Annotated in this window: 14 protein-coding genes; 7 read left to right on the top strand and 7 right to left on the bottom strand. The window is 61.2% G+C overall.

Annotation, left to right across the window (positions count from 1 at the left end; translation table 11 throughout):
- Positions 1-2: 2 nt before the first annotated feature.
- From ACCC96_RS09050 to pvdM, 4 genes are all read right to left on the bottom strand, one after another.
- Positions 3-1,661, bottom strand: a complete 1,659-nt coding sequence (locus ACCC96_RS09050) for a cyclic peptide export ABC transporter (RefSeq protein WP_413695614.1) — start codon at positions 1,659-1,661, stop codon at positions 3-5.
- Between the two features lie 131 nt (positions 1,662-1,792).
- Positions 1,793-2,680: a formylglycine-generating enzyme family protein gene (locus ACCC96_RS09045; RefSeq protein WP_413695613.1), complete on the bottom strand. Its 888-nt coding sequence runs from the start codon at positions 2,678-2,680 to the stop codon at positions 1,793-1,795.
- A 45-nt stretch (positions 2,681-2,725) separates the two neighbouring features.
- The gene (locus ACCC96_RS09040; RefSeq protein ID WP_413695612.1) at positions 2,726-4,006 is read right to left on the bottom strand and encodes an aminotransferase class V-fold PLP-dependent enzyme; all 1,281 of its coding nucleotides are present in this window, start codon (positions 4,004-4,006) and stop codon (positions 2,726-2,728) included.
- Entirely contained in the window at positions 4,003-5,373 is a 1,371-nt protein-coding gene (gene pvdM / locus ACCC96_RS09035; protein ID WP_413695611.1) for a pyoverdine-tailoring dipeptidase-like protein PvdM, read from the bottom strand. Before pvdM ends, ACCC96_RS09040 begins: the two co-directional genes overlap by 4 nt.
- A gap of 327 nt (positions 5,374-5,700) precedes the next feature.
- On the opposite strand from pvdM, the gene ACCC96_RS09030 reads away from it, so the two are divergent.
- Positions 5,701-7,329: a PvdJ/PvdD/PvdP-like protein gene (locus tag ACCC96_RS09030; protein ID WP_413695610.1), complete on the top strand. Its 1,629-nt coding sequence runs from the start codon at positions 5,701-5,703 to the stop codon at positions 7,327-7,329.
- A 66-nt stretch (positions 7,330-7,395) separates the two neighbouring features.
- Here the strand turns inward: ACCC96_RS09030 and ACCC96_RS09025 are convergent, their stop codons facing one another.
- The 3 genes from ACCC96_RS09025 to ACCC96_RS09015 are packed head-to-tail and all read right to left on the bottom strand — an operon-like array spanning position 7,396 to position 11,944.
- Complete coding sequence (locus tag ACCC96_RS09025) at positions 7,396-8,790, bottom strand: efflux transporter outer membrane subunit (protein ID WP_413695609.1); 1,395 nt, start codon at positions 8,788-8,790, stop codon at positions 7,396-7,398.
- 7 nt (positions 8,791-8,797) lie between these two features.
- Positions 8,798-10,771, bottom strand: coding sequence for a MacB family efflux pump subunit (locus tag ACCC96_RS09020; protein WP_413695608.1), 1,974 nt, complete (start codon positions 10,769-10,771; stop codon positions 8,798-8,800).
- On the bottom strand, positions 10,772-11,944 hold the full coding sequence (locus ACCC96_RS09015; RefSeq protein WP_413695607.1) for an efflux RND transporter periplasmic adaptor subunit: 1,173 nt from the start codon (positions 11,942-11,944) through the stop codon (positions 10,772-10,774).
- Positions 11,945-12,278: 334 nt separating this feature from the next.
- On the opposite strand from ACCC96_RS09015, the gene ACCC96_RS09010 reads away from it, so the two are divergent.
- From ACCC96_RS09010 to ACCC96_RS08985, 6 genes are all read left to right on the top strand, one after another.
- Complete coding sequence (locus tag ACCC96_RS09010; RefSeq protein ID WP_018925353.1) at positions 12,279-12,761, top strand: sigma-70 family RNA polymerase sigma factor; 483 nt, start codon at positions 12,279-12,281, stop codon at positions 12,759-12,761.
- A gap of 131 nt (positions 12,762-12,892) precedes the next feature.
- Positions 12,893-14,230, top strand: a complete 1,338-nt coding sequence (locus tag ACCC96_RS09005; RefSeq protein ID WP_413695606.1) for a lysine N(6)-hydroxylase/L-ornithine N(5)-oxygenase family protein — start codon at positions 12,893-12,895, stop codon at positions 14,228-14,230.
- Positions 14,231-14,751: 521 nt separating this feature from the next.
- Positions 14,752-17,469 carry a magnesium-translocating P-type ATPase gene (gene mgtA, locus ACCC96_RS09000; protein WP_413695605.1) on the top strand — a complete coding sequence of 906 codons (2,718 nt, stop codon included), beginning with the start codon at positions 14,752-14,754 and terminating at the stop codon, positions 17,467-17,469.
- Positions 17,470-17,703: 234 nt separating this feature from the next.
- Positions 17,704-18,081: a response regulator gene (locus ACCC96_RS08995; protein ID WP_413695604.1), complete on the top strand. Its 378-nt coding sequence runs from the start codon at positions 17,704-17,706 to the stop codon at positions 18,079-18,081.
- Positions 18,082-18,223: 142 nt separating this feature from the next.
- On the top strand, positions 18,224-18,844 hold the full coding sequence (locus ACCC96_RS08990; protein WP_413695603.1) for a response regulator: 621 nt from the start codon (positions 18,224-18,226) through the stop codon (positions 18,842-18,844).
- Positions 18,845-22,087, top strand: a complete 3,243-nt coding sequence (locus tag ACCC96_RS08985) for an ATP-binding protein (RefSeq protein WP_413695602.1) — start codon at positions 18,845-18,847, stop codon at positions 22,085-22,087.
- The last annotated feature ends 3 nt before the right edge of the window (positions 22,088-22,090 follow it).

The raw sequence follows: 22,090 nt of genomic DNA, 5'->3' as shown, positions 1-22,090 counted from the left end.
GTTCAGGCGGTCGCCAACGGTTTTTTTTGCGCGACGAGCTTGCCGCCTTCCATTCGCACCAATTGGTCGGCGACATCGAAGTAACGGTCGTCGTGGGAAATGACGATGATGGTCTTGCCCAGGTATTTGAGTTCCGGCAACAGCTCGGTGTAGAAGATGCGCCGGAAGGCCGGGTCCTGGTCGGCCGCCCACTCGTCGAACACCAGCACCGGGCGTTCTTCCAGCCAGGCGTTCAACAGGGCCAGGCGTTTGCGCTGGCCGGTGGAGAGGTCGGTGGTGCTGAAGGCGCCATCGCGGATACTGACCTTGTGCGAGATTTCCAGGCGTTCCAGGTAACGGTTGGCGTCTTCGGGAACGTTCTGCTCGCCTTGTACCAATTCGTCGAACAGGTAGTAGTCGGCGAAAATCGTGGTGAACAACTGGCGATAGTCGTCGCGGTTATGCGCCAGGACCGGCTTACCGTTAAGGATGATTTCCCCGCCCTGCGGCGCATACAGCCCCAGCAACAGTTTGATCAGTGTGGTCTTGCCGCCGCCATTCTCGCCGACGATAAACACGATCTCGCCCTGGGCGATGGACAGGTTGACCGGCCCGAGGGCGAAGGGCTTGCTGCCGTCCACCGCCGGGAAGGCGAAATGCACGTCGCGCATTTCAAGGTGTTCGACCACCGGTTTCGGCGCGTCTTTGTCACTCAGCAGTAGGTGCGGTTCCGGCGAGGAAAACTGCTCCGCCAGGTCGGCGATGCGCTTGAATGCAATGTTGGCGCGGCTGACCACCGGCAGGGTGGTGACCAGGTATTCCATCGGGCCCTTCATGTACAGCAGCACCAGCACGAACCCGCTGAGCACCGCTTTATCAGTGCCCAGCCAGAGCGATTGCAAGGCCAGCGCCAGGCCGATCACCACGAAAAACAGCATCGAGCCAAGGGTCTTGGCCACCACGAAGGTGTTGACCGCGCGGATGTGCGTGTTGCAGATGAAATCAGCGGTGCCTTCGATGCGTTGGCTGAACATGCGTTGGCGGCGCGGACGATGGATACGCAGTTCCTTGGCGCCGGCGGCAATCGCGCTGTAGTGCTTTTGCAGTTCGTCCTCGGCTTCGCGAGCCGCCTGGAAACCCTTGATGCCCTTGGTCCGGGCCACGTATTGCAGCGCGGTGCCGATCACCAGGGCCACCAGCAGCAAGGCAAACATCGGCAACGACAGGTAGGCCAGGTAGCTCAGGCAGCCCAGGGTGACGGTGAATGCAATGGCCAGCGGCGCGAAGGAAAAGGCGAAATCACTGACGGTGTCGACGTCATGGGTCAGCACCGGAATCAGTCGATAACTGCGGAAGCGCTCGATCTGTTCGATCGGTGCCAGCAGGACTTTTTCCCCGAGGGATTTACGCAGCCCGGCAATGATGTGCTGCCCGACATGGTTGGTGCCGATGTCCGACAGGATCGACGTCAGCAACGCCACCGCGCACAGGCCGATAAACGTTGCCAACACTCGGGTCGACGGGGTGCCGGCGGCGTTCAGCGCGTCATTGATGGTTGCCAGTAACGCGGTGATGCTGAGGCCACCGAGCATGCCGAGCATGATCGACACCACAACGATGACCCGGAAAGGCCTGAGCAGGCCGAGGACTTCACTGAAGGCTCCGCGGGATTTTGAGGTCATGGAAGTTTCCGCTTCAAGTGCCGCTAAAGGGCAAAGGTTCAAGAGTTTGGCTGCTTAAAAGACGAAACCCGTGGGCGGCGATTTAGCCGCGCACGGGTTTGTTGCAGGTCATGCGACAGGAGGTGGGAGCCTCAAAGATCCCGCGCGACGCGAAAACCGAGCCAGTCGCCACGGGTGTCGGGGTAGGTGGCATTACGGTTGCCCGAACGCGAGAACACCGGTGCTTCACCCCAGTCATTGCCGCGAATGCGCCGGGCCGTGCATTCGCCGGTCAACCAGGCGCTGCCATCGCTCGGTGCGCCGACGTAGTTGTCGTTGTAGCAATCGGCGGTCCACTCATAGACGTTGCCGTGCATGTCGTACACGCCGAAGGCGTTGGCCGGGAAACTGCCCGCCGGTGAGGTGAAGTTGTAGCCATCGGCGGCGCCGTAGGTGTTGGCGTGTTTGGCGATGCTGTATTCCTTGCCTTCATCGAACGGGAAGGGGAACGGGCCGCTGCTGCCCGCGCGGGCGGCATACTCGCGCAGCGATTCGCTGACCAGCCGATAGTGCTTGCCGGTCTTCTTCGAGAGCCAGGCCACGTAGGCATTGACCTCGGGGAAGTTCATGCACACCGCCGGGTGCCTGGCCGTGCGTTCATAGCGCGGCACGCCAGCCTTGCACTCGCGGCCTGGCCGGGTGTCGCCGTCGGGCATGACGTAACCGCTGTCGCGCAGGTACGCGTCCCACTCGCCGGCCAGCACCTGAAAGCGACTGATGGCCAGTGGTTTGGCGAAGGTCACCGGGTGCAACGGACCTTCGTCGGGCTCGCGACCCACCTCATTGTCCGGGGTGCCCATGGTGAAGGTCCCGGTGGGCAGCGCGACCATCTCCGGGCAGTCCTTGCAGTCCTTGAACACCTTGCCGGGCTGGGCGGGTGCGGCAGCCTGAGCGGCGCCGGGCAGCAGGCCTGCAACCACGGCGGCGAAGGCCAGTGCGGGGAGCGTCTTCAGGGACAAGCTACGCAGCTCACTGTTCATCATTGCTCTCGATAAAAAGTTGAAAGGAATCAGGGGGGCTGGCGATCAGAGCTGTTTGCCGAGCAACGCGATGAAGCGGTCGACTTCAGCTTCGGTGTTGAGCAGCCCCGGCGCTGTACGGATCACCGGGCCGACGTCGCGCTCCACGGCATCGGCGATCACGCGGTGTTGCATCAACCAGGCGGCGATCTTGTCGCTGTCCTGGCCCTTGACCCGGAAGAAGCTGAAGCCGGACGACAGCTCGGGGCTCAGGGGCGTGACCAGTTCGATCTGCGGGTGCGCTTGCAGGCGTTTTTTCATATAGCTGTTCAGCGCATGGATACGCGCCTGAACATCGGCCTTGCCCAATTGCAAATGCAGCTTGAAGGCTTCGTTCAGTGCCCAGCGGTGCTCGAACGAGTGGTAGCCGCCCGGTGTCATGGTGGTGGAGAACGCCGTGGCTTCGGAGAAGGTCGGGATGATCGGCGTGACGTATTTGACCTGTTCAATGCGGCTGCAAACGATGCCGGTGCCACGGGGGCCGAACAGCCATTTGTGGGTGCCGGCGATGAAGAAGTCGCAGTTCATGGCGGGAAAACTCAAGTCCTCGACACCAAAACCGTGCACGCCGTCGACCAGGTAAATAATACGGTCCTGGTCGGCGCGGCCGCGGTTGTGCTTGTCCACCAGCGCGCCGATGTCGGCGATCGGCAGTTTCACGCCACTGCCGGAGTGCACCCAGGTCATGCCGAGCACACGGGTTTCGGGTTTTATGTTCTGCTCGATCGAGGCCAGGATCTCGGCTTTGGAGACCGTCTGCGGATCCTTGAACAACCTGATCTTGCGCACCCGGGTGCCGTCCCGCTGAGTGCGCAAGTCGAGAATGGTGTGGGTCGCGTAATGCTCGTGGGCCGTGGTGAGGATTTCCTGGTCCGGACGCACATGAACGCCGCCGTAAATCATCGCCAGGCCTTCGGTGGTGCTGCCGGTCAAGGCGATCTGTCTGGCATTGGCTTGCAGGTAGCGACCGGCCCAGACACGCACCTCTTCTTCACGCTGCTCGATCACGCCCAGGTCCCAGTCCATCGCCAGCCCGGGGTTTTTATCGAGGGCGGCACGGTGCATCTCGATCGCTTCACGCACAGGCTTTGGGTGCGAGGTGATCAGGAAATTGGAGAAATGCAGGTAATCCGGATCCTGGTCGAACAGCTGCCGCAGTTGCGCCCATTTGTCCCCAGGCAGCGAGGGCACTGGCGTGGCGTTGGCGACGTTGTTCAGACCGGCAGTCAACGGCAGGCCGGCGGCGAGGATCCCGGCCTGCTTCAGAAAAGTGCGACGATCGCTCATGGTGTGCTCGTGCCTTGTTGTGAAATCAGCGCCGGCTTGGCGGCTTTCTGCACCTGATCCCAGATTCGCAGGAAGTTGCCGCCCCAGAGCTTGGCGATGTCTGCTTCGGAGTAGCCGCGCGAGATCAGTTCCGCCGTGACATTGCGAATGTCACCGACGTTTTCCCAGCCTTTGACGCCGCCTCCTTCGTTGAAGTCGGAGCTGATGCCGACATGGTCAATGCCGATTTTTCGCACCGTGTAGTCGATGGCGTCACCGAGGTCCTTGAGGCTGGCTTTGGGTTCTTCTTCGAGAATTGCGTAGAGACGGCTGGCGTACTGGCCGAATTTTTTCTCCGACCAGGCAGTGATGACCGGATCGCCCGGCATCAATGCCATGGCGAGGTTTGGCAGGGGCGGCAGGTCGAACTCTTTGCGCAGTTTGTTGAGTTTGTCCTGGGTGGTTTGGGTCAGCGGGCGCAGGTATTGGGAGAAGCCGACCACCTGCACCACGCCACCGCTGTTCTTGATCAGCTGCATTTCCTTGTCGCTGAGATTGCGCGGGATATCGACCATCGCCCGTGGCGCCGAGTGCGAAGCGACCATCGGCGTGCGGCTCAATTGCGCGACTTGCTCCAGGGCCTTGGTCGACATTTGCGACACGTCGATGATCACGCCCAGGTCATTCAGGCGATGCACCGCTTGCTTGCCCAGGTCCGAGAGGCCGTCGAGGGCATCCGGCGAATCGTTGAAAAACGGCAAGGGGCGCGAAGAGTCGGCCCAGTCGTTATTGCCGATGTAGCTGAAGCCGAACATGCGCATGCCGCGTGCCGTCCACAGGTCCAGCAGGTTCAGGTCGTGGCCCAGCGGGTAGGCATTGAGCATGCTGATGAAAATCGCGAACTTGCCTTCGCCGTGCAAGCGACGGAAATCGTCGGGGGTGTAGGCAATGGCGACCTGATTGGGATAGTCGCGGACCATCCCGGAAATAATCTTGTAGCGGATCTCCTGTTGGTTGCGCGCCTCTTCGACGAAACCGGCGGTGGGCTTGTGCGGCGCGTTGGCGCCATTCCACAGTTCCGGCCAGCCGAAAATCGTCAGGGCCGCACCGGACAGGCGTCCGCGGTTGGCCTTGACCAGGTCGAACTGGCCCTCGCCATCCTTGTCGGCTTCGTTGCCCTGGGTGCCGAAGTTCTGCATCAGGGTGATGTGGCTGTCGAAGGAGAGCATGCGCTCGTGCAACTCGTCGGCCTGTTGCATGACCTTGATCGGGTAACCGGGGTTGTCCTTGAACCCGTAATACCAGACCGCGAAGCTGGCGCCGGCGCTGATCGCCAGGGCTAGCGGCAGGCCGATGTAAAGAGCCTTTTTCGAACGTGGTTTTGTCATTGCCATCTCTGTCAGGTTCGCCGCCCCGGTGCAGGCGCAGGGGCCTTTGCTATCTGGGAGGAACGAGTGGCTGGCAGAAAAAATTAGGAGACAGCGAGATACCCTGTGGCGAGGGAGCTTGCTCCCGTTGGACTGCGAAGCAGTCCTGAAACCTGCAGCCTCGTACTGCCAGGCACACCGCATGCACCGGATTTACGACTGCTTCGCAGCCGAGCGGGAGCAAGCTCCCTCGCCACAGGGGATTGTGTTTGGCACGCTTAAATTTCCCCGCACAACAAACGTTCTAGCTTGGATAAAGCCTGCTTCATGGCTGACACAGGTAGGGCAATGACGATTTCTCGACGATGGTTCATGGCAGGCCTGGCGCTGACTGGCGCTGCCGTGCCTGCGGCTTATTATGGGCATCGCGAATGGACGAAGCCGGACCCGACGATCACCCCCGGCGAAGCGACGGTCGACCTCGCGGACACCGCGGGTCAGCAGTTGGCCAACTCGCTGCGGGGCATCTGGGAAATCCGCTTCGAAGGTTCGCAAGCGGGCCTCGACGGTTTACCGCAGCACGGGCTGGAGCTGTTTCTCGACATCGCTCAGCGCGGCCGTGGCCTGCGTGGCTGCCTCGATACCGCGCAGCAGTTACGCGGTGAAGCCGAGCCGCGTTACCGGGTGATCGGCGACCTGGTATCGCCTGACGCCAGCCAGCTGTACTGGCGCCTGATCGATCGGCAATCGGCCAACGGCGCGCCGGCTTATGAGCTGGCGGTCACGCTCGATGAGGTCTGGGCCGATTTCGGCAATGCCGGCAGTGGCACGCTCAGCGGGCGGATTCTGCGTCCGGATCGCCCGCTCGGTTTGCCGGAACTGGACAATCGCTTTGTCGCGCGCAAACGGCTGTTTCCCGAAGCCCGTGAGCGTGTCGGTCTGAATCCGCCGTTGCTGGCGTGGCTGATATCCGCCGAACACCGCTTGTTCCACCAGCTCTGGCACGCCTCGCGGGACAAATGGCACAAACTCTCCAAGGACCAACAGGGCGCCTTGCGCGGCATCGGCTGGCAGCCGGGCCCGCGGGGCAATGAGCGCGATGCCCGGGGGGCGCGCAAAGACCGTAATGGCTCGGGGATCGACTTTTTCTTCATGCACCGGCACATGCTCGGCACGGCGCGTTCGATGCAGGACCTGCCGTCCTGGTCGAGCTTCCCGATGCCGCAGCCGGAGCTTGAACGCGACCGTCAGGGCTTCGCCCGCTATTTCGACAATCACGATGGCACGGCGCTGCCGCCTACCTGGCTGGCCGCCGAAGACACCGAGTACACCCAGTGGGTCAGCGACATCAAAACTGCCGAGACCTACCACAGCAATTTTCAGGTGTGGGAATCCCGTTACCGCGACCCGCGTTATCTGTCGAAGCTGACCCTGGGGCAGTTCGGTTCGGAGATCGAGCTGGGGCTGCACGACTGGCTGCACATGCGCTGGGCCTCGGTGCCACGCGATCCTTCCAACGGTCAGCCGGTGCCTTTCGCCAGGGATCCGGCGGACTTTGCCGCGCGTTGGTATGCGCCGGAAAACGACTTCCTCGGTGACCCGTTTTCATCCCATGTGAACCCGGTGTTCTGGCACTTCCACGGCTGGATCGACGATCGTCTGGAAGACTGGTTCCGCGCCCACGAGCGTTTCCATCCGGGTGAACTCAGTCGGCTTGAGGTCAATGGCGTGCCCTGGTTCGCCCCGGGACGCTGGGTTGAAGTCGATGATCCATGGCTCGGCCCGAGCACCCACGGTTGCAGCACCACGCCGGGATTGCAGGTCGGCAAGTCGGTGGAAATGGACCCGGAAACCATGAAGCTGGCGCTGCGCATCACCTTCGGCACTGACGAAAAGAAACTCGCGGATTTGTTCCGGCGAGTGCCGCAACGGCCATGGTATGCGCGGAATCTGAAGGTCAAGCCGCTGAGGTCGTAAGCCAGGCACTTGTGGCAAGGGAGCAAGCCCCCTCGCCACATGGTTTTTGGTGACAGATAACCTCGATCAAAGCACCTGCCACCCTCCACCCAACGCCTTGTACAGCGCAATGCTCGCCTGCACCCTCGACAACCGCAGTTGCACATTCGCATCCTGCGCCGCATACAGCGTGCGCTGCGTTTCCAGCACCGTCAGCCAATCCTCGGCTCCGGCCTGATAGCGGCTTTGCGCAATGTTGAACGCGGTTTGGGCCTGGTTCAGTTCTTCGCGTTGCCACTGCCGCTGCTCATCCAGGCCGCGAATGCTGTTGAGGGCTTTTTCGACATCGGCAAAAGCATTGATGATTGCGCCTCGGTAGGCTTCCAGCAGTTCTTGTTGGCGGGCCGTGGCCTTGTCGCGCTCGGCGCCGAGGCGGCCGTTGTTGAAGATCGGCGCGACCAGCCCGGCGGTGAGGTTGTAGAACGGGCTGCGCAGAATATCGCTGGCCGTGTTGGCGCCCGAGCCGATGTTGGCGCTGAGGGTTACGGCGGGCAACATGGCGGCGCGTGCGACCGTGACGTTGGCCTGGGCGGCGGCCAGTTGCGCTTCGGCGCGGGCGATATCCGGGCGGCGGCTGAGCAGTTCGCTGGGCAGCCCGGCGCCGATGGCGGGCCACTGCAGTTGCTCGAAGGACTCCTGGCTGGTCGGCAGTTGCTGAACCGGCCGGCCAAGCAGGGCAGCGAGGCTGATCCGGGCGTCTTCGGCTTGCTGGCGAATCAGCGGCAGTTGCCGTTGTTGCGCCGCCACCAGGCTTTTCTGTTGCGCCAGTTCCAGTGCGGTGGCCGAGCCTGAGTCGAAACGGGTCTGCACCAGTTTCAAAACGTTCTGTGCGTTGGCCAGGTTCAGCCCGGCAATGCGACTTTGTTCATCCAGCGACAAGGCTTGCGCGTAGCTGTTGGCCACGCCGCTGAGCAAGGTCAATTCAACCGTGGCCTGATCGAACTCGCTGGCGCGCAGCCCGAACTGCGCACTGTCTCGGGACGCGCGTTTGCCGCCCCAGAAGTCGATCTCGTAACTGGCGCTGAGGTTGGCGTCAAAGTAGTCCACGGCTTTGTTACTGCTGTCGGCATCGAGTTGGCTATAGCCGTTGCCGCGCAGCAATTTCTGGCGGTTGGCGTTCATGCCGGCCTTGACCTCCGGCAGCTGCGAGCCGCCGGCAATCACCGTGTCGGCCCGGGCCTGATGCACCCGAGCGATGGCGGCGGCCAGGTCATAACTGCCGACGCGGGCCTGTTCGATCAGGCGATCAAGCTGCGGGCTGCCGAACTGCGTCCACCATTGTCGACTCGTCCGGGAGGCACTTTCATCGTGTGGCGATTGCCACGCCGGCGGTGGTTGTATGCCGCTGTCCGGGCGCGCAGCCGGGTGGCTGCACGCGCCGAGTAACAGGCAAAGGGTCAACAGGCTCAGTTGCGGTTTCATAGATCGATCATTCACTGGTAAGGGCCGTGACCGGGTCGAGCCGGGCAGCTTTGCGGGCCGGCATGAAGCCGAAGACAACGCCGGTGATCAGTGCGCAGGCGAAGGCGCCGATGACTGCCACCAGGGAAAAGGCCACCGCGACTTTGCTGAGCACCAATACGCCGCCGACGATCAGCGCCAGGGCAATGCCGGCGATCCCGCCGACCACCGAGAGCATCACTGCTTCGGTGAGAAACTGGCGCAAAATGTCGCGTTGACGGGCGCCGGTGGCCATGCGGATACCGATCTCGCGGGTCCGTTCGCGCACAGTCATGAGCATGATGTTCATCACGCCGATGCCGCCCACCAGCAGCGAGATCGCCGCAATCGAGCCGAGCATCAGCGACAGCGTATTTTGCGTGCGCGCCTCGGCCTGAATCATCGCGGCGTTGTTGGTCAGTTCGAAATCGTGTTTGCCATCGTGCAGGCGCAACATCAATTGCTCGATGGCCTTTTCGGTCTCTTTGACTTTGCGCGCATCGGCCGCGGCAATGGCCACGTATTCGGGGTTGTGGGTGCCGAACAACCGGACACTGGCGGCCGAGTAGGGCACGGCAATCCGGTTGTCGCTGTCGGAGTCGCCGGAGCTGGCGCCTTTTTCCGCGAGCACACCGACGACCTGGAAGGGCACGTTTTCGATCAAGATATATTGGCCGATGGGGTTGGCGACATCCTTGAGCAACTTGCTGCGCACCTTATGGCCGATCACCGCGACCGCCGCTGCGTTGCGTTCATCGGCCTCGGTGAAGTAGCTGCCTTCGACCACCGGCCAGTTGAAGATCGCCGGGAAATTGGTGTCATTGCCGCCGACGTAGCTCAAATGGTCGAGGTTGCCGAAGCGCACCCCGGCTTCGGCGCCGTTGACCGGCATGATTCGCATGACCTGCGGCAGGCTGGCCAGGGCCGCGACGTCATCCAGGGTCACGATGCCCGGCGGCGTGCGCGGGTTGGGGGCGGAGCCGCTGAGGTAAATGATGTTCGAGCCGAACGCGCCCATCTGCGCCATGACCTGACGCTTGCTGCCTTCGCCGACGGCCAGCATCACCACCACCGAGGCGACGCCGATGATGATCCCCAACAGCGTCAGGGCGGTGCGGAAGCGGTTGATCCACATCACCCGCCAGGCCGCATGTACCGCATCCACAAGTTCGCCTTTCCAGGCACCGGTGGCCTCGCTGCCTTCGCTCAGCCGCTTGCGCAAATCCACCGCTTGCAGCGCACCGGGATTGGCCGAGTCCTGCTCGGCGGGGTTGTCGCGGGCGCTGTCGCTGATGATCAGGCCGTCACGGATTTCGATCACGCGTTTGGCTCGCGCCGCCACGTCGCGGTCGTGGGTGATGAGGATCACTACATGACCCTGGCTCGCCAGTTCGTCGAGCAGTGCCATGACCTCGGCGCCGCTGTGGCTGTCGAGGGCACCGGTAGGTTCGTCGGCGAGGATGATGTGGCCGCCATTCATTAATGCGCGGGCGATGGACACCCGTTGCTGCTGGCCGCCGGAGAGCTGGTGCGGACGGTTGCCGGTGCGTGATGCCAGGCCGAGACGGTCGAGCAGGGCGGCGGCGCGGGCGTGGCGTTCGGCCGCCGGAGTGCCGGCGTAGATCGCCGGCATCTCGACGTTTTCCTGGGCCGAGCCGGACGGAATCAGGTGGTAGCCCTGAAACACGAAACCGAAGGCCTCGCGGCGCAGCCAGGCCAGTTCATCGCTGTCGAGTGCCGCGACGTTTTCGCCGGCGAACAGGTACTCGCCGGACGTTGGCCGGTCGAGGCAGCCGAGGATGTTCATCAGCGTCGATTTGCCGGAGCCGGAAGCGCCGACGATCGCCACGAACTCCCCGGCGTGGATCGACAGGTCGATGCCGCGCAAGACGTGAACTTCAGGCGCGTCGCCGCCACCGTAGGATTTACGAATGTCCTGCAGGTCGATCAGAGGCGTTTGCATTCAACCTCCGCTGCCGTCGGCGGGGCCGATCAACAGGTGATCGCCTTCGACCAGTCCGTCGAGGATCTGCACCTTCAGGCGATCGCTGATGCCGGTGCGCACAGTCCGTTGTTCGATGCTGCCGTTCTGGGCGACCACCCGAGCGGTTTGACTGTCCGCCTGCGGGCCGCTCTGCAACGCCGCGACAGGCGCGGTAAGGACGTTGTTTGCCTGATTGGAAACGAAGAACACTTGGGTGGTCATTTCCGCCATCAGCGCATTGTCGGCGTTGTCGACATCCAGCAGCACCGTGTACAGCACCACGCGGGCCGTCCCGCTTTTACTGGAACTGGCCGGGCTGCCGCCGCCCCGGCTGGTCTGATCCAGCGGTTTGGGCGGTATCGGCAAAATCTGCCGCACCGTGCTGCTCCAGCGCCGGTTACCGCCGCTGAGCGTGGTGAACCAGGCGCTCATGCCGGGTTTGACGTGGCCGATGTCAGCCTCCGAGACCTCGGCCCAGGCCGTCATCGGCGACAGTTTGGCGATGCGCAGGATCAGCGGCGTTTGCTGCTGGGCGTTGAGGGTCTGGCCTTCTCGGGCATCGAGGGCCACGACCGTTCCGCTCATCGGTGCGTAAATGCGCGTATAGCCGAGTTCGGCCTGATCGCTGCGCAGGCTGGCCTGGGCCTGACGGATCTGCGCCTCGAACATGTCGATGCGCGCCTGGGTGGTGCGCAGTTCGGCTTGGGCCGTTTGCACGTCTTCGTCGCGTGTCGCGCCGCCGGCGGCGAGGTTCTGTTGACGCTGATATTTCTGCCGGGCCAGGTCGTGCTGTGCCCGTTGCTCCTGCAGCTGCGCCTTGAGGTTGTCGATGGAGAAACGCCCGGCGTCGAGTTTGGCCTGTTGGGTGGAAGGGTCTATCTCCACCAGCAACTGGCCTTCCTTGACCACGTCACCGACTTCCACATGGATCTTGTGGATCTGCCCGGAGGCCTGGGCGCCGACATCGACATACCGCCTCGGTTGCAGGGTTCCCAATGCCGTAACGCTGCTTTCGATGTCGCCGCGCGCGACCTGGACCGTGGCGAACCGGTCACGACCCGCAGGCAAAACCTGCCAGGCAGCGACAGCGATAACGGGGATCAGACAAAGGGCTACAAGCAGGGCGCGTCGGGTGTGACGGGGACGTTTCATGCAGGGTTCCGGCCAATAGGATTCGGCCCGTCATTCAGCTGGCGCGCAAAAACCTGGCGACAGCTGAACGCTGTCGGAGGGCCGACAGACACGGGGAGCTGTCCTGTAAACGAGGGAAGAGGCGGGGAATTTAAGTGTTGAGGCTTTGAGTGACAGACAAATTTACAGGTATAGGACAGCACTATTTAGCAGGCAAATAGAAACAGCGCTTTAAATCTATATGAGAATTACTATAAATTACACACTCGAAATCGCCATCATCGTGCCACTGCCTATTTGGGCGATGGCGGATCTGGTTCAAGGATAGAAACCGCACCCCGTGCGGCCGGGAGTCATGTTGGAAAACTACTATCGCGAGCTGGTGTGTTTCCTGAACGCCAGGCTAGGCAACCGCCAGGTGGCCGAAGATGTGGTGCATGACGCGTATCTGCGGGTACTGGAGCGTTCCAGCGACACGCCGATCGAGCAACCCCGGGCGTTCCTTTATCGCACCGCGCTCAACCTGGTGATCGACGACCATCGACGCAATGCCTTGCGACAGGTCGAGTCCCTGGACGTGCTCGACAGCGAAGAACGCTACTTCATCCCTTCGCCCCACAACAGCCTCGATCACGGTCAGCGCCTGGACATGCTCCAGCGCGCGCTGGCGGAATTGCCACGGCTGTGTCGCGAGAGCTTTCTGTTGCGCAAGATCGAAGGCCTGTCGCACCCGCAAATCGCCGAGCACCTGGGCATTTCCAAGGCGCTGGTGGAAAAGCACATCGTCAATGCCATGAAGCATTGCCGGGTGCGGATGCGCCAGTGGGATGTCGCTTAAATCAGGCCTCGTTAAATTTTTTTTCATTGTCCTCGTTCCTATTCAACAGACGATCTGCTGCCGCCAAAGGCCGGTCAGGTCACCCAGGCTTTATCCCCGCAGCTGCGGGGTTTATCCAGAGGACACTGGAAATGACACAGGCAATTGCATCGCCCATCGTTCACGACCTGATCGGCGTCGGTTTCGGCCCTTCGAACCTGGCCCTGGCCATCGCCCTGCAAGAGCGCGGGCCGAGTCAGGGCGAGCTGGATGTGCTGTTTCTCGACAAGCAGGCGGACTACCGCTGGCACGGCAACACCCTGGTCACCCAGAGCGAACTGCAGATTTCGTTTCTCAAGGACCTGGTGACGCTGCGCAACCCGACCAGCCCGTATTCCTTCGTCAACTACCTCAAGCACCACGGTCGTCTGGTGGACTTCATCAACCTCGGCACCTTCTATCCGTGCCGCATGGAGTACAACGACTACCTGCGCTGGGTCGCCGGGCAATTTACCGGGCAGAGCCGCTACGGCGAGGAAGTGCTGACCATCGAGCCGGTGCTGCACAACCAGCAGGTCGAGGCGTTGCGGGTGATCTCGCGTGATACTCAGGGGTTGCAGCATGTGCGCACCACCCGTTCGGTGGTGGTCAGCGCCGGTGGTACACCGCGCATTCCCGAAGCGTTCAAGGCACTGAAGAATGACGGTCGGGTGTTCCACCATTCCCAGTACCTGGAGCGTATGGCCAAGCAGCCATGCTTGAACAACCAACCGATGAACATCGCGATCATCGGCGGCGGGCAGAGCGCGGCGGAGGCCTTCATCGACCTCAATGACAGCTTCCCGTCGGTGCAGGTGGACATGATCCTGCGCGGCTCGGCCCTGAAACCGGCCGATGACAGCCCCTTCGTCAACGAGGTGTTCTCGCCGGAGTTCACCGACCTGGTGTTCCAGCAGGCCAGCAGTGAACGCGAGCGTCTGGTCAACGAGTACCACAACACCAACTATTCGGTGGTGGACATCGACCTGATCGAACGCATCTACGGGATCTTCTACCGGCAGAAAGTCTCGGGCATCGCGCGCCATGCGTTCCGTACCCTGACCACCATCGAAAAAGCCACCGCCACCGAACGCGGTATCGAGCTGGCGATGCGCAACAACGCCACCGGCGAAATCACGGTTCACCGTTACGACGCCGTGGTGCTGGCCACCGGTTACGAGCGGCAGATGCACCGCAAACTGTTGGCTCCGTTGGAGCAGTACCTGGGTGATTTCGAGGTCGATCGCAACTACAGACTGATCACGGACGAGCGTTGCAAGGCCGGTATCTACATGCAGGGCTTCTGCCAGGCCAGCCACGGCTTGAGCGACACATTGCTGTCGATCCTGCCGATCCGCGCCGATGAAATCGCCGGCTCGTTGTATGACCATGGCAAATCCCGTGGGCATGGGCGCTCGGTTAGGGACTTGTTGTTGGCTACCGCCAGCTGACATTGAGTTGTTCCTGAAAAGATCGCAGCCTTCGGCAGCTCCTACATGGAATCGTGTACACCCATGAAATATCGGGCGGACACAAATTCTGTAGGAGCTGCCGCAGGCTGCGATCTTTTGATCTTCATGGCTGACGGAAACCCAATCCTGAACCCTTCCTGAAGAACCCTGCGATTCCCCCCATCACACCCCCGTGCAGCGTTTACTCTCTAGGTATCGCGGCGTAAGCTTCGCGCGTTTTCATCAATTAGCGGAGACCCACAGTGGGTACTTGTTCGAGTGACAGTTGTCGGCCGGTCTCGGTAACCGGCATTTTCCCGGCAAGATAACGCGCAGCCTTTTTGTGCCGTTGTCTCGCCGTAAAGCGAGCAGCGGCATCCCGATCGTGGCCGGTTTTGGCCCGACTCCCGACGTCCTCTCATCGACGCTGAACAGCGTGTGATGTTCGACCCCGTGTCGTCATCGCAGCGCCTCGACACGCCTGCTCGACGGTTTCCCGGCTGACCCTGGGGGGCACTGCCATGAACCTGACCTGGCTGAAAGAATTCTTCGCCGGATTCCTGCGAAACCGTCACATCGCCCGGCACTTCCGTCGACTGGCGTTGCTGGAAAGCTTCACCGACACCACGGTCAGCCGTGAAGTCCCGCCGACGCTCGCGCAAACCCTGGTCGCCGCCGCCAACAGCGACACCGGCCAATTGCTGGATAACCTCGGCAGCCACCCTGACGGCCTGACTGAACCCGAGGCCGATGCGCTGCGCGAACAGTACGGCCTCAACGAAGTCGAGCACGAGCAACCGCTGCCGTGGTGGACGCACCTGTGGCACTGCTACAAAAACCCGTTCAACCTGCTGCTGACGTTGCTGGCGGTGATCTCCTGGCTGACCGAAGACATGAAAGCCGCCATCGTGATTTTCTCGATGGTGGTGCTCTCGACCTTGCTGCGTTTCTGGCAGGAAACCAAATCCAACCAAGCCGCCGACGCGCTCAAGGCGATGGTCAGCAACACCGCCACGGTGATGCGTCGGGAGGAGGCGAACAACGGTGCGCAACGCCTTGAATTGCCGATCAAGCAACTGGTGCCGGGCGACCTGATCGTGCTCTCGGCCGGTGACATGATTCCTGCCGATTGCCGAGTGCTCAACGCCAAGGACCTGTTCGTCAGCCAGGCTGCGATGACCGGTGAATCGATGCCGGTGGAAAAATTCCCACGTCAGCAGGACAACCACACCCACAACCCGCTGGACCTCGACAACATCCTGTTCATGGGCACCAACGTGGTGTCCGGCACGGCCATGGCGCTGATTCTCACCACTGGCAACAACACCTATTTCGGCGCGCTGGCGCAGCGGGTCGGTGCCACCGATCGTGCGCCAACCTCGTTCCAGACCGGGGTCAACAAAGTCAGTTGGTTGCTGATTCGCTTCATGTTTGTCATGGCGCCGCTGGTGTTGTTCATCAACGGTTTCACCAAGGGTGACTGGACCGAAGCGTTGCTGTTCGCGCTGTCGATCGCCGTGGGCCTGACCCCGGAAATGCTGCCGATGATTGTCACCTCGACCCTGGCCAAGGGCGCGGTGTTCCTGTCGCGCAAAAAAGTCATCGTCAAACGCCTCGACGCGATCCAGAACTTCGGCGCCATGGACGTGCTCTGCACCGACAAGACCGGCACCCTGACCCAGGACAAAATCTTCCTCGCGCGCAACGTCGATGTCTGGGGCAACGATTCCGATGACGTGCTGGAAATGGCCTACCTCAACAGCTACTACCAGACCGGCCTGAAAAACCTGCTGGACGTGGCCGTGCTGGAGCACGTGGAAATCCACCGTGAGCTGAAAGTCGGCACGGCGTTTCGCAAGGTCGACGAGATTCCGTTCGACTTCACCCGGCGGCGCATGTCGGTGGTGGTGGCCGAGCGTGATCAACCACATCTGCTGATCTGCAAAGGCGCGGTGGAAGAAGTGCTGGCGGTGTGCACCCGGGTACGCCACGGCGATGCCGACGAGGCGCTGAGCGATGAATTGCTGGCGCGGATTCGCCAGGTCACCGCCGCCTTCAATGCCGAAGGCCTGCGGGTAGTGGCGGTGGCGGCGCGGCCGATGATCGAGGGCCGCGACACTTACAGCCTGGCCGATGAACAGGCGCTGACGCTGATCGGTTACGTGGCTTTCCTCGATCCACCGAAGGAAAGCACCGCGCCGGCACTCAAGGCCCTGGCCGCGCACGGTGTGGCGGTGAAAGTGCTGACTGGCGACAACGAACTGGTGACCGCGAAAATCTGCCGCGAAGTCGGGCTGGAGCAGCAAGGCCTGCTGATGGGCAACGACATCGAGCGCATGAGCGACGCCGAGCTGGCGGTGGCGGTGGAGACCACCAACGTCTTCGCCAAACTCACGCCGTCGCACAAGGAACGCATCGTCCGCCTGCTCAAGGGCAACGGCCATGTGGTCGGTTTCATGGGCGACGGCATCAACGATGCGCCAGCCCTGCGCACTGCCGACATCGGCATTTCGGTGGACAGCGCGGTGGACATCGCCAAGGAAGCGGCGGACATCATCCTTCTGGAAAAGAGCCTGATGGTGCTGGAGGAGGGCGTGCTGGAAGGGCGGCGGACCTTCGCCAACATGCTCAAGTACATCAAAATGACCGCCAGCTCGAACTTCGGCAATGTGTTCTCGGTGCTGGTGGCCAGTGCGTTCATTCCGTTCCTGCCCATGCTGCCGATGCACCTGCTGGTGCAGAACCTGCTCTACGACATTTCGCAGATCGCCATCCCGTTCGATAACGTCGATGAAGAGATGCTGAAACAACCACAACGCTGGCAGCCGGCGGACGTCGGGCGCTTCATGCTGTTTTTCGGCCCGATCAGTTCGATCTTCGACATCAGCACCTTTGCCTTGATGTGGTACGTGTTCGATGCCAACACCCCGGACCACCAGACCCTGTTCCAGTCTGGCTGGTTCGTGGTCGGGCTGCTGACCCAGACGCTGATCGTGCACATGATCCGCACGCCGAAGCTCCCGTTCCTGCAAAGCCGCGCCGCCATGCCGCTGCTGGTGATGACCGGCATCATCATGGCCGTGGGGATTTTCCTGCCGATGGGGCCGCTGGCGCACTACTTCAAACTGCAGGCGCTGCCGTCGCTGTATTTCGTGTTCCTGCCGGTGATTCTGTTGGCGTACATGGCGCTGACCCAGGCGGTGAAAGGCTTCTATATTCGGCGGTTTGGTTGGCAGTAATGCTGCCAAATTGTAGGAGCTGCCGAAGGCTCGGGCCGCGTTCGGACGATCTCTTGATCCTGCTTTGAAAAAATCAAAAGATCGCAGGCTGCGCCAGCTCCTACACAGGCTGCGATCTTTTAATCTTTAAGTCGGATAGAGCCCTCGATTTTTAGGAAAAGTCCTACAGAACGCTTCCCGAGTCTTCCGTAGCCTTGCCGCCTCACTTATCAGCCATTGACGTGGAGGCCCGCGATGACCAACAAAGCCTTGCGCATCCTGATCGCCGACGAACAGCATTTTCACCGGCTGAAAACCGAGCGGTTGTTCAATCAGCTCGGTTATTACCGGGTGGCACCGGTGCACAGCCTTGCAGATATGCTGAACCTGGTGGAGTACGGTTGCGAGCCGTTCGACCTGGTGGTCGTCAATGCCGCTCTGGCGGCAGGGGCATTGGATCTGTCCGGGTTCTTCCGCGATAACCATCAGGTTCATCACGCCTTGATCTACAACGACCACGCGGCGCTGCCGGATTTGGCAGCCATCCGACGGCTGATGGCGCGCATCGATCTGTCTATGTGTGAAGCTGCGCCGCTTCTGGATCATGAGCGGAGTCGCCGACGAATTGGTTGAACTCAGGGTTACCGTCCGTCGGTACTATCATTTCTGACAGGTACATTTCTCCTGCTTTCCGTGCAAAAGTCATCGCGCAGCCGCTGCGTCTATCCCGGCGGTTAGCGGCGGGCAATCGTTGAGTTTTTGCAAAGGAATTGCCATGAAGAAAGCGCTGCTTGTGGACGATCATCCGGTGATACGCGCCGCAGTCAGACTTGTACTTGAGCGGGAAGGTTTCAAACACTTCTATGAGGCGTCCAGTGTTGGCGAGGCCTTGTCGATACTTCGTGAGCATGCAGTCGATCTGGTGGTACTGGATCTGGTGATGCCCGGTGGTGATGGGCTGGAGCTGCTGGGCCGGATCAAGGCCAGTGATTGGTTATGTCTGGTACTGGTTTTCACCTCCCTGGATCCGCTGTTTTTTCAAGAGCGTTGCATGCGCGCCGGGGCCATGGCGTACGTCGCCAAGACCAACGACTTGAATCAATTGCAAAAAGCCGCGCATGCAGTCATGGCCAACTACACCTTTTTCGTCCGACTGCCTTCGGTGTCGCAGGACCCCCGGCAACGCAGCGAAAAAGAGATGATCGACAAACTCTCCAACCGCGAACTGACGATCCTGCGGTATTTGGCTCAGGGTATGAGTAACAAGGCTATCGCCGAGCTTATGCACCTGAGTCACAAGACCGTCAGCACCTACAAGACCCGCTTGATCGAAAAACTGGGGGTGAATGCAGCAGTGCACCTGCGCGATTTCGCCGTGCGCAATCATCTGATCTGAATGAGCCCGACCGTGCGCATCTTCCTGTGGGTCTTGATGCTATGTCTTGCATCGCAGGCCCTGGTCGCGGTAGCCGACGAGCCTAAGTCATTGCGCCTGCTGGGGCGCTCCACGGTGGAGAGCAACGCTGTCCAGCTGGATGTGGATGATCGCAATTGGCTGATCAGCAAGCGGGTGTTGCGCGTCGGAGTAACGGGGCCGGACTACCCGCCCTTCGAATTGACGCGCAATCACGATGAACTGGAGGGCATTACCGCCGATTATGTCGGGCTGCTTGCGCAACTGCTGCACGTCAACGTCGAGGTGCTGCGCTATGGCACACGCGAGTCAGCGATGGCGGCACTCAAACGCAAAGACCTGGATCTGCTGGGAACCTCCAACAGCTTCGAGGCCGCCGATCCCGAACTGAATCGAACCAGCGCCTATGCCGAAGATCAGCCGATGCTGGTCACCAGACTGGACGAGCGCATGCCCGAGGATCTGGCTGGTAAACGCATTGCCATGGTCGCCGACTATCTGCCGGAGCAGACCGTCAAAGCCTTCTATCCCAAGGCTGATCTGCAACGTTACTCATCGCCGCTCGATGCACTCGGAGCCGTGGCATATGGGCAGGATGATGTGTATCTCGGGGATCTTATCAGTGCCAATTACCTGATCAACAACAACTACCACAATAACGTTCAGTTGATGGGGCCATCCGGCCTTGACGCCAACCCGTTCGGTTTCGCATTGGCGCGGGACAATACGCGCCTGAAAAACATTGTCGACAAGGCACTGGCGGCGATCCCTATGGAGCAACGATTTGCCATCGAGCAACGATGGAGTGCCGGCCGCGCCAATCGTCTGGGTCTGCAGCGGGTGAGTCTGAGCGCCAGTGAACAGCAATGGCGGGCTCGGCATCCGACGGTGAGCGTCGGAGTGGTCGGGGACTTTGCGCCTTTGACTTTCTATGATGCCGAAAGGCGATTCAGCGGGTTGACCGCGCAATTGTTGACGCTGATCAGCCAGCGTAGCGGTTTGAACTTCAACGTGCTGCGGGGCCAATCCCTGGACGAGCAGATCCAGCGACTCAAGGCCGGCGAGATCGACATATTGCCGGCGCTCATCCCCACGACTGAAGGTGTGGCCGGGCTGCGTTTTACCAGCCCTTACGTCACCAATCCATACACGCTGGTCAGTGCAGTCACCCCCGGCAGCCCGAGAACTCTGGAGGATCTGGCCGGCAAACGCCTGGCGATCTATCACAGTCATCCAATGCGCGCATTCATTCTTGCCAGGGCACCGCAGGTGCGGATGCTGGATGTGCAAAGCCCGGCCCAAGGCCTGGAAATGGTCATGAAGGGGGAAGCTGATGCCGCGCTCAGTTCATTGTTCATGACCCGCTACCTGATTGCCCGGTATTACGGCGGGCGTCTGCGCATCAGCAGTACTGTGGGCGATGAACCGGCACGCATCGCTCTGGCGACCGGAAATGATGCGCTGGAGCTGCACTCGATACTGAACAAGGCATTGCTGAGCATCTCGCCCCAGGAGATGGACGATCTGGTGGCCCGCTGGAGCAATGACGTGGTGGTGGATGACAGCTATTGGCTGCGTCATCGCCAAGGCATTCTTCAGGCATTTGCCGTGGCTGGCGCCTTGCTGTTACTCGCCCTGGGCTGGATCGCCTGGCAGCGCCGGCAGATCCGCCAGCGCCAGCAATGGTTGCAGCAATTGCAGGACGCCAAGGACGCGGCGGACGACGCCAATCGCGCCAAAACCACCTTTCTGGCGACCATGAGTCATGAGATCCGCACGCCGATGAACGCGCTGATCGGCATGCTCGAGCTGACCTTGATGCGCGCGGATGAAGGCGTCATCGACCGTTCTGCCGTTGAGGTGGCGTCCAGTGCCGGCCAACAATTGCTGGCGCTGATCGGCGACATTCTGGATATCGCGCGGATCGAGTCAGGGCATTTATCCCTGAGCCCTGAGCGCGCCAATCTGCGGGGGCTGGTGGAATCGGTGTGTCGGGTTTTCGAAGGCCTTGCACGGCAGAAAGCGCTGGCGTGGCGAATCGATCTGGACGAATACAGTGACTGTGATGTGTTGATCGATCCCATCCGTTTCAAGCAGGTGCTGTCCAATCTGCTGAGCAATGCCATCAAGTTCACCCATGAGGGGGAGGTGAGCCTGACGCTGCGGGTAGCGCCCGTTACGGCGGGGCATCTGGCGGTCAGCGTACGCATTGAAGACACCGGCATTGGCATCAGCACTGTCGACCGCCAACGATTGTTCAGCCCGTTTATCCAGGCCGATAACGGCCGACAGTCAGCCCGAAGCGGTTCTGGCCTGGGGTTGGTGATCAGCCGCACGCTGTGCGAAATGATGGGCGGGCGGTTGCAACTCGACAGCGTTCCTGGGCAAGGCACGCGGATCGACATCAACCTTGAGCTGATCGCATTGCAACCGTTGCCTTCTAGTGTGGGGGGGGATATCGGGTTGCAGGCGCCGACGCGGTCACTGACGATTCTGGTGGTCGACGATCACTCGGCCAATCGATTGTTGCTTTCACGACAACTGAGCCACCTGGGGCATCATGTTCTGGAGGCCGAAGAGGGCGCTCGGGGGCTTGAGCTGTGGCGCGAGCATGGCTTCGATCTGGTCGTTACCGACTGCAATATGCCGAGGCTCAGTGGTTATGAACTGACCGGTGCCATACGCGATGAAGAGCGCGCCAAGGGATTGCCGCCGACGCTGATTCTGGGGTTTACCGCCAATGCGCAGCCCGAGGAGAAGTTGCGCTGTCTGGAGGCAGGCATGGACGACTGCCTGTTCAAACCCATCCTGCTGGCGGATTTGCACGCTTGGCTGGCGTCGAGGTTTGCCAGTCAGGCGCCAGAGCACATCGACGAACCATCAACGCCCGAGATGGACCTGAGTGGCCTGGAGCAATACGTCGGTGCAGACCGCACACTCCTTAATCGCCTTTTGCATGAAGTGACGCAGACCAACCGGACGGACCTGGATGATTTGCTCCAGGCGCACGCCAATGGCAATCACCGTGTGCTGCTCGACCTGGCGCACCGCATCAAGGGCGGTGCGCGCATGGTTCGGGCACAGCGCTTGATCGAGGGCTGCGAGCAACTGGAGCTTGTCATCAACGGGGGAGATCCGGTGCTGCTCAAGGAAGCTGTCGATCAGTTGCAGCGCGCGATGTCATCGCTGGATAAACGCTTGAGCCAAGATTTAAGTCAGGGCTGAAAC

Origin of the sequence: Pseudomonas sp. Pseusp11, assembly GCF_047304405.1 — a bacterium.
Lineage (GTDB): Bacteria > Pseudomonadota > Gammaproteobacteria > Pseudomonadales > Pseudomonadaceae > Aquipseudomonas.
The sequence above is the reverse complement of the archived record's forward strand: the minus strand, read 5'-3'. Positions and strand labels throughout refer to the sequence as shown.

Excerpts from the sequence above, each read along its gene's own strand:
- ACCC96_RS08995 (WP_413695604.1), top strand. The coding sequence starts at position 17,704 with ATGACCAACAAAGCCTTGCGCATCCTGATCGCCGACGAACAGCATTTT.
- ACCC96_RS09005 (WP_413695606.1), top strand. The coding sequence starts at position 12,893 with ATGACACAGGCAATTGCATCGCCCATCGTTCACGACCTGATCGGCGTC.
- ACCC96_RS09020 (WP_413695608.1), bottom strand. The coding sequence starts at position 10,771 with ATGCAAACGCCTCTGATCGACCTGCAGGACATTCGTAAATCCTACGGT.
- ACCC96_RS09040 (WP_413695612.1), bottom strand. The coding sequence starts at position 4,006 with ATGAGCGATCGTCGCACTTTTCTGAAGCAGGCCGGGATCCTCGCCGCC.
- ACCC96_RS09010 (WP_018925353.1), top strand. The coding sequence starts at position 12,279 with ATGTTGGAAAACTACTATCGCGAGCTGGTGTGTTTCCTGAACGCCAGG.
- ACCC96_RS09015 (WP_413695607.1), bottom strand. The coding sequence starts at position 11,944 with ATGAAACGTCCCCGTCACACCCGACGCGCCCTGCTTGTAGCCCTTTGT.
- pvdM (WP_413695611.1), bottom strand. The coding sequence starts at position 5,373 with ATGACAAAACCACGTTCGAAAAAGGCTCTTTACATCGGCCTGCCGCTA.
- ACCC96_RS08985 (WP_413695602.1), top strand. The coding sequence starts at position 18,845 with ATGAGCCCGACCGTGCGCATCTTCCTGTGGGTCTTGATGCTATGTCTT.
- ACCC96_RS09030 (WP_413695610.1), top strand. The coding sequence starts at position 5,701 with ATGACGATTTCTCGACGATGGTTCATGGCAGGCCTGGCGCTGACTGGC.
- ACCC96_RS09050 (WP_413695614.1), bottom strand. The coding sequence starts at position 1,661 with ATGACCTCAAAATCCCGCGGAGCCTTCAGTGAAGTCCTCGGCCTGCTC.
- mgtA (WP_413695605.1), top strand. The coding sequence starts at position 14,752 with ATGAACCTGACCTGGCTGAAAGAATTCTTCGCCGGATTCCTGCGAAAC.
- ACCC96_RS09025 (WP_413695609.1), bottom strand. The coding sequence starts at position 8,790 with ATGAAACCGCAACTGAGCCTGTTGACCCTTTGCCTGTTACTCGGCGCG.
- ACCC96_RS08990 (WP_413695603.1), top strand. The coding sequence starts at position 18,224 with ATGAAGAAAGCGCTGCTTGTGGACGATCATCCGGTGATACGCGCCGCA.
- ACCC96_RS09045 (WP_413695613.1), bottom strand. The coding sequence starts at position 2,680 with ATGAACAGTGAGCTGCGTAGCTTGTCCCTGAAGACGCTCCCCGCACTG.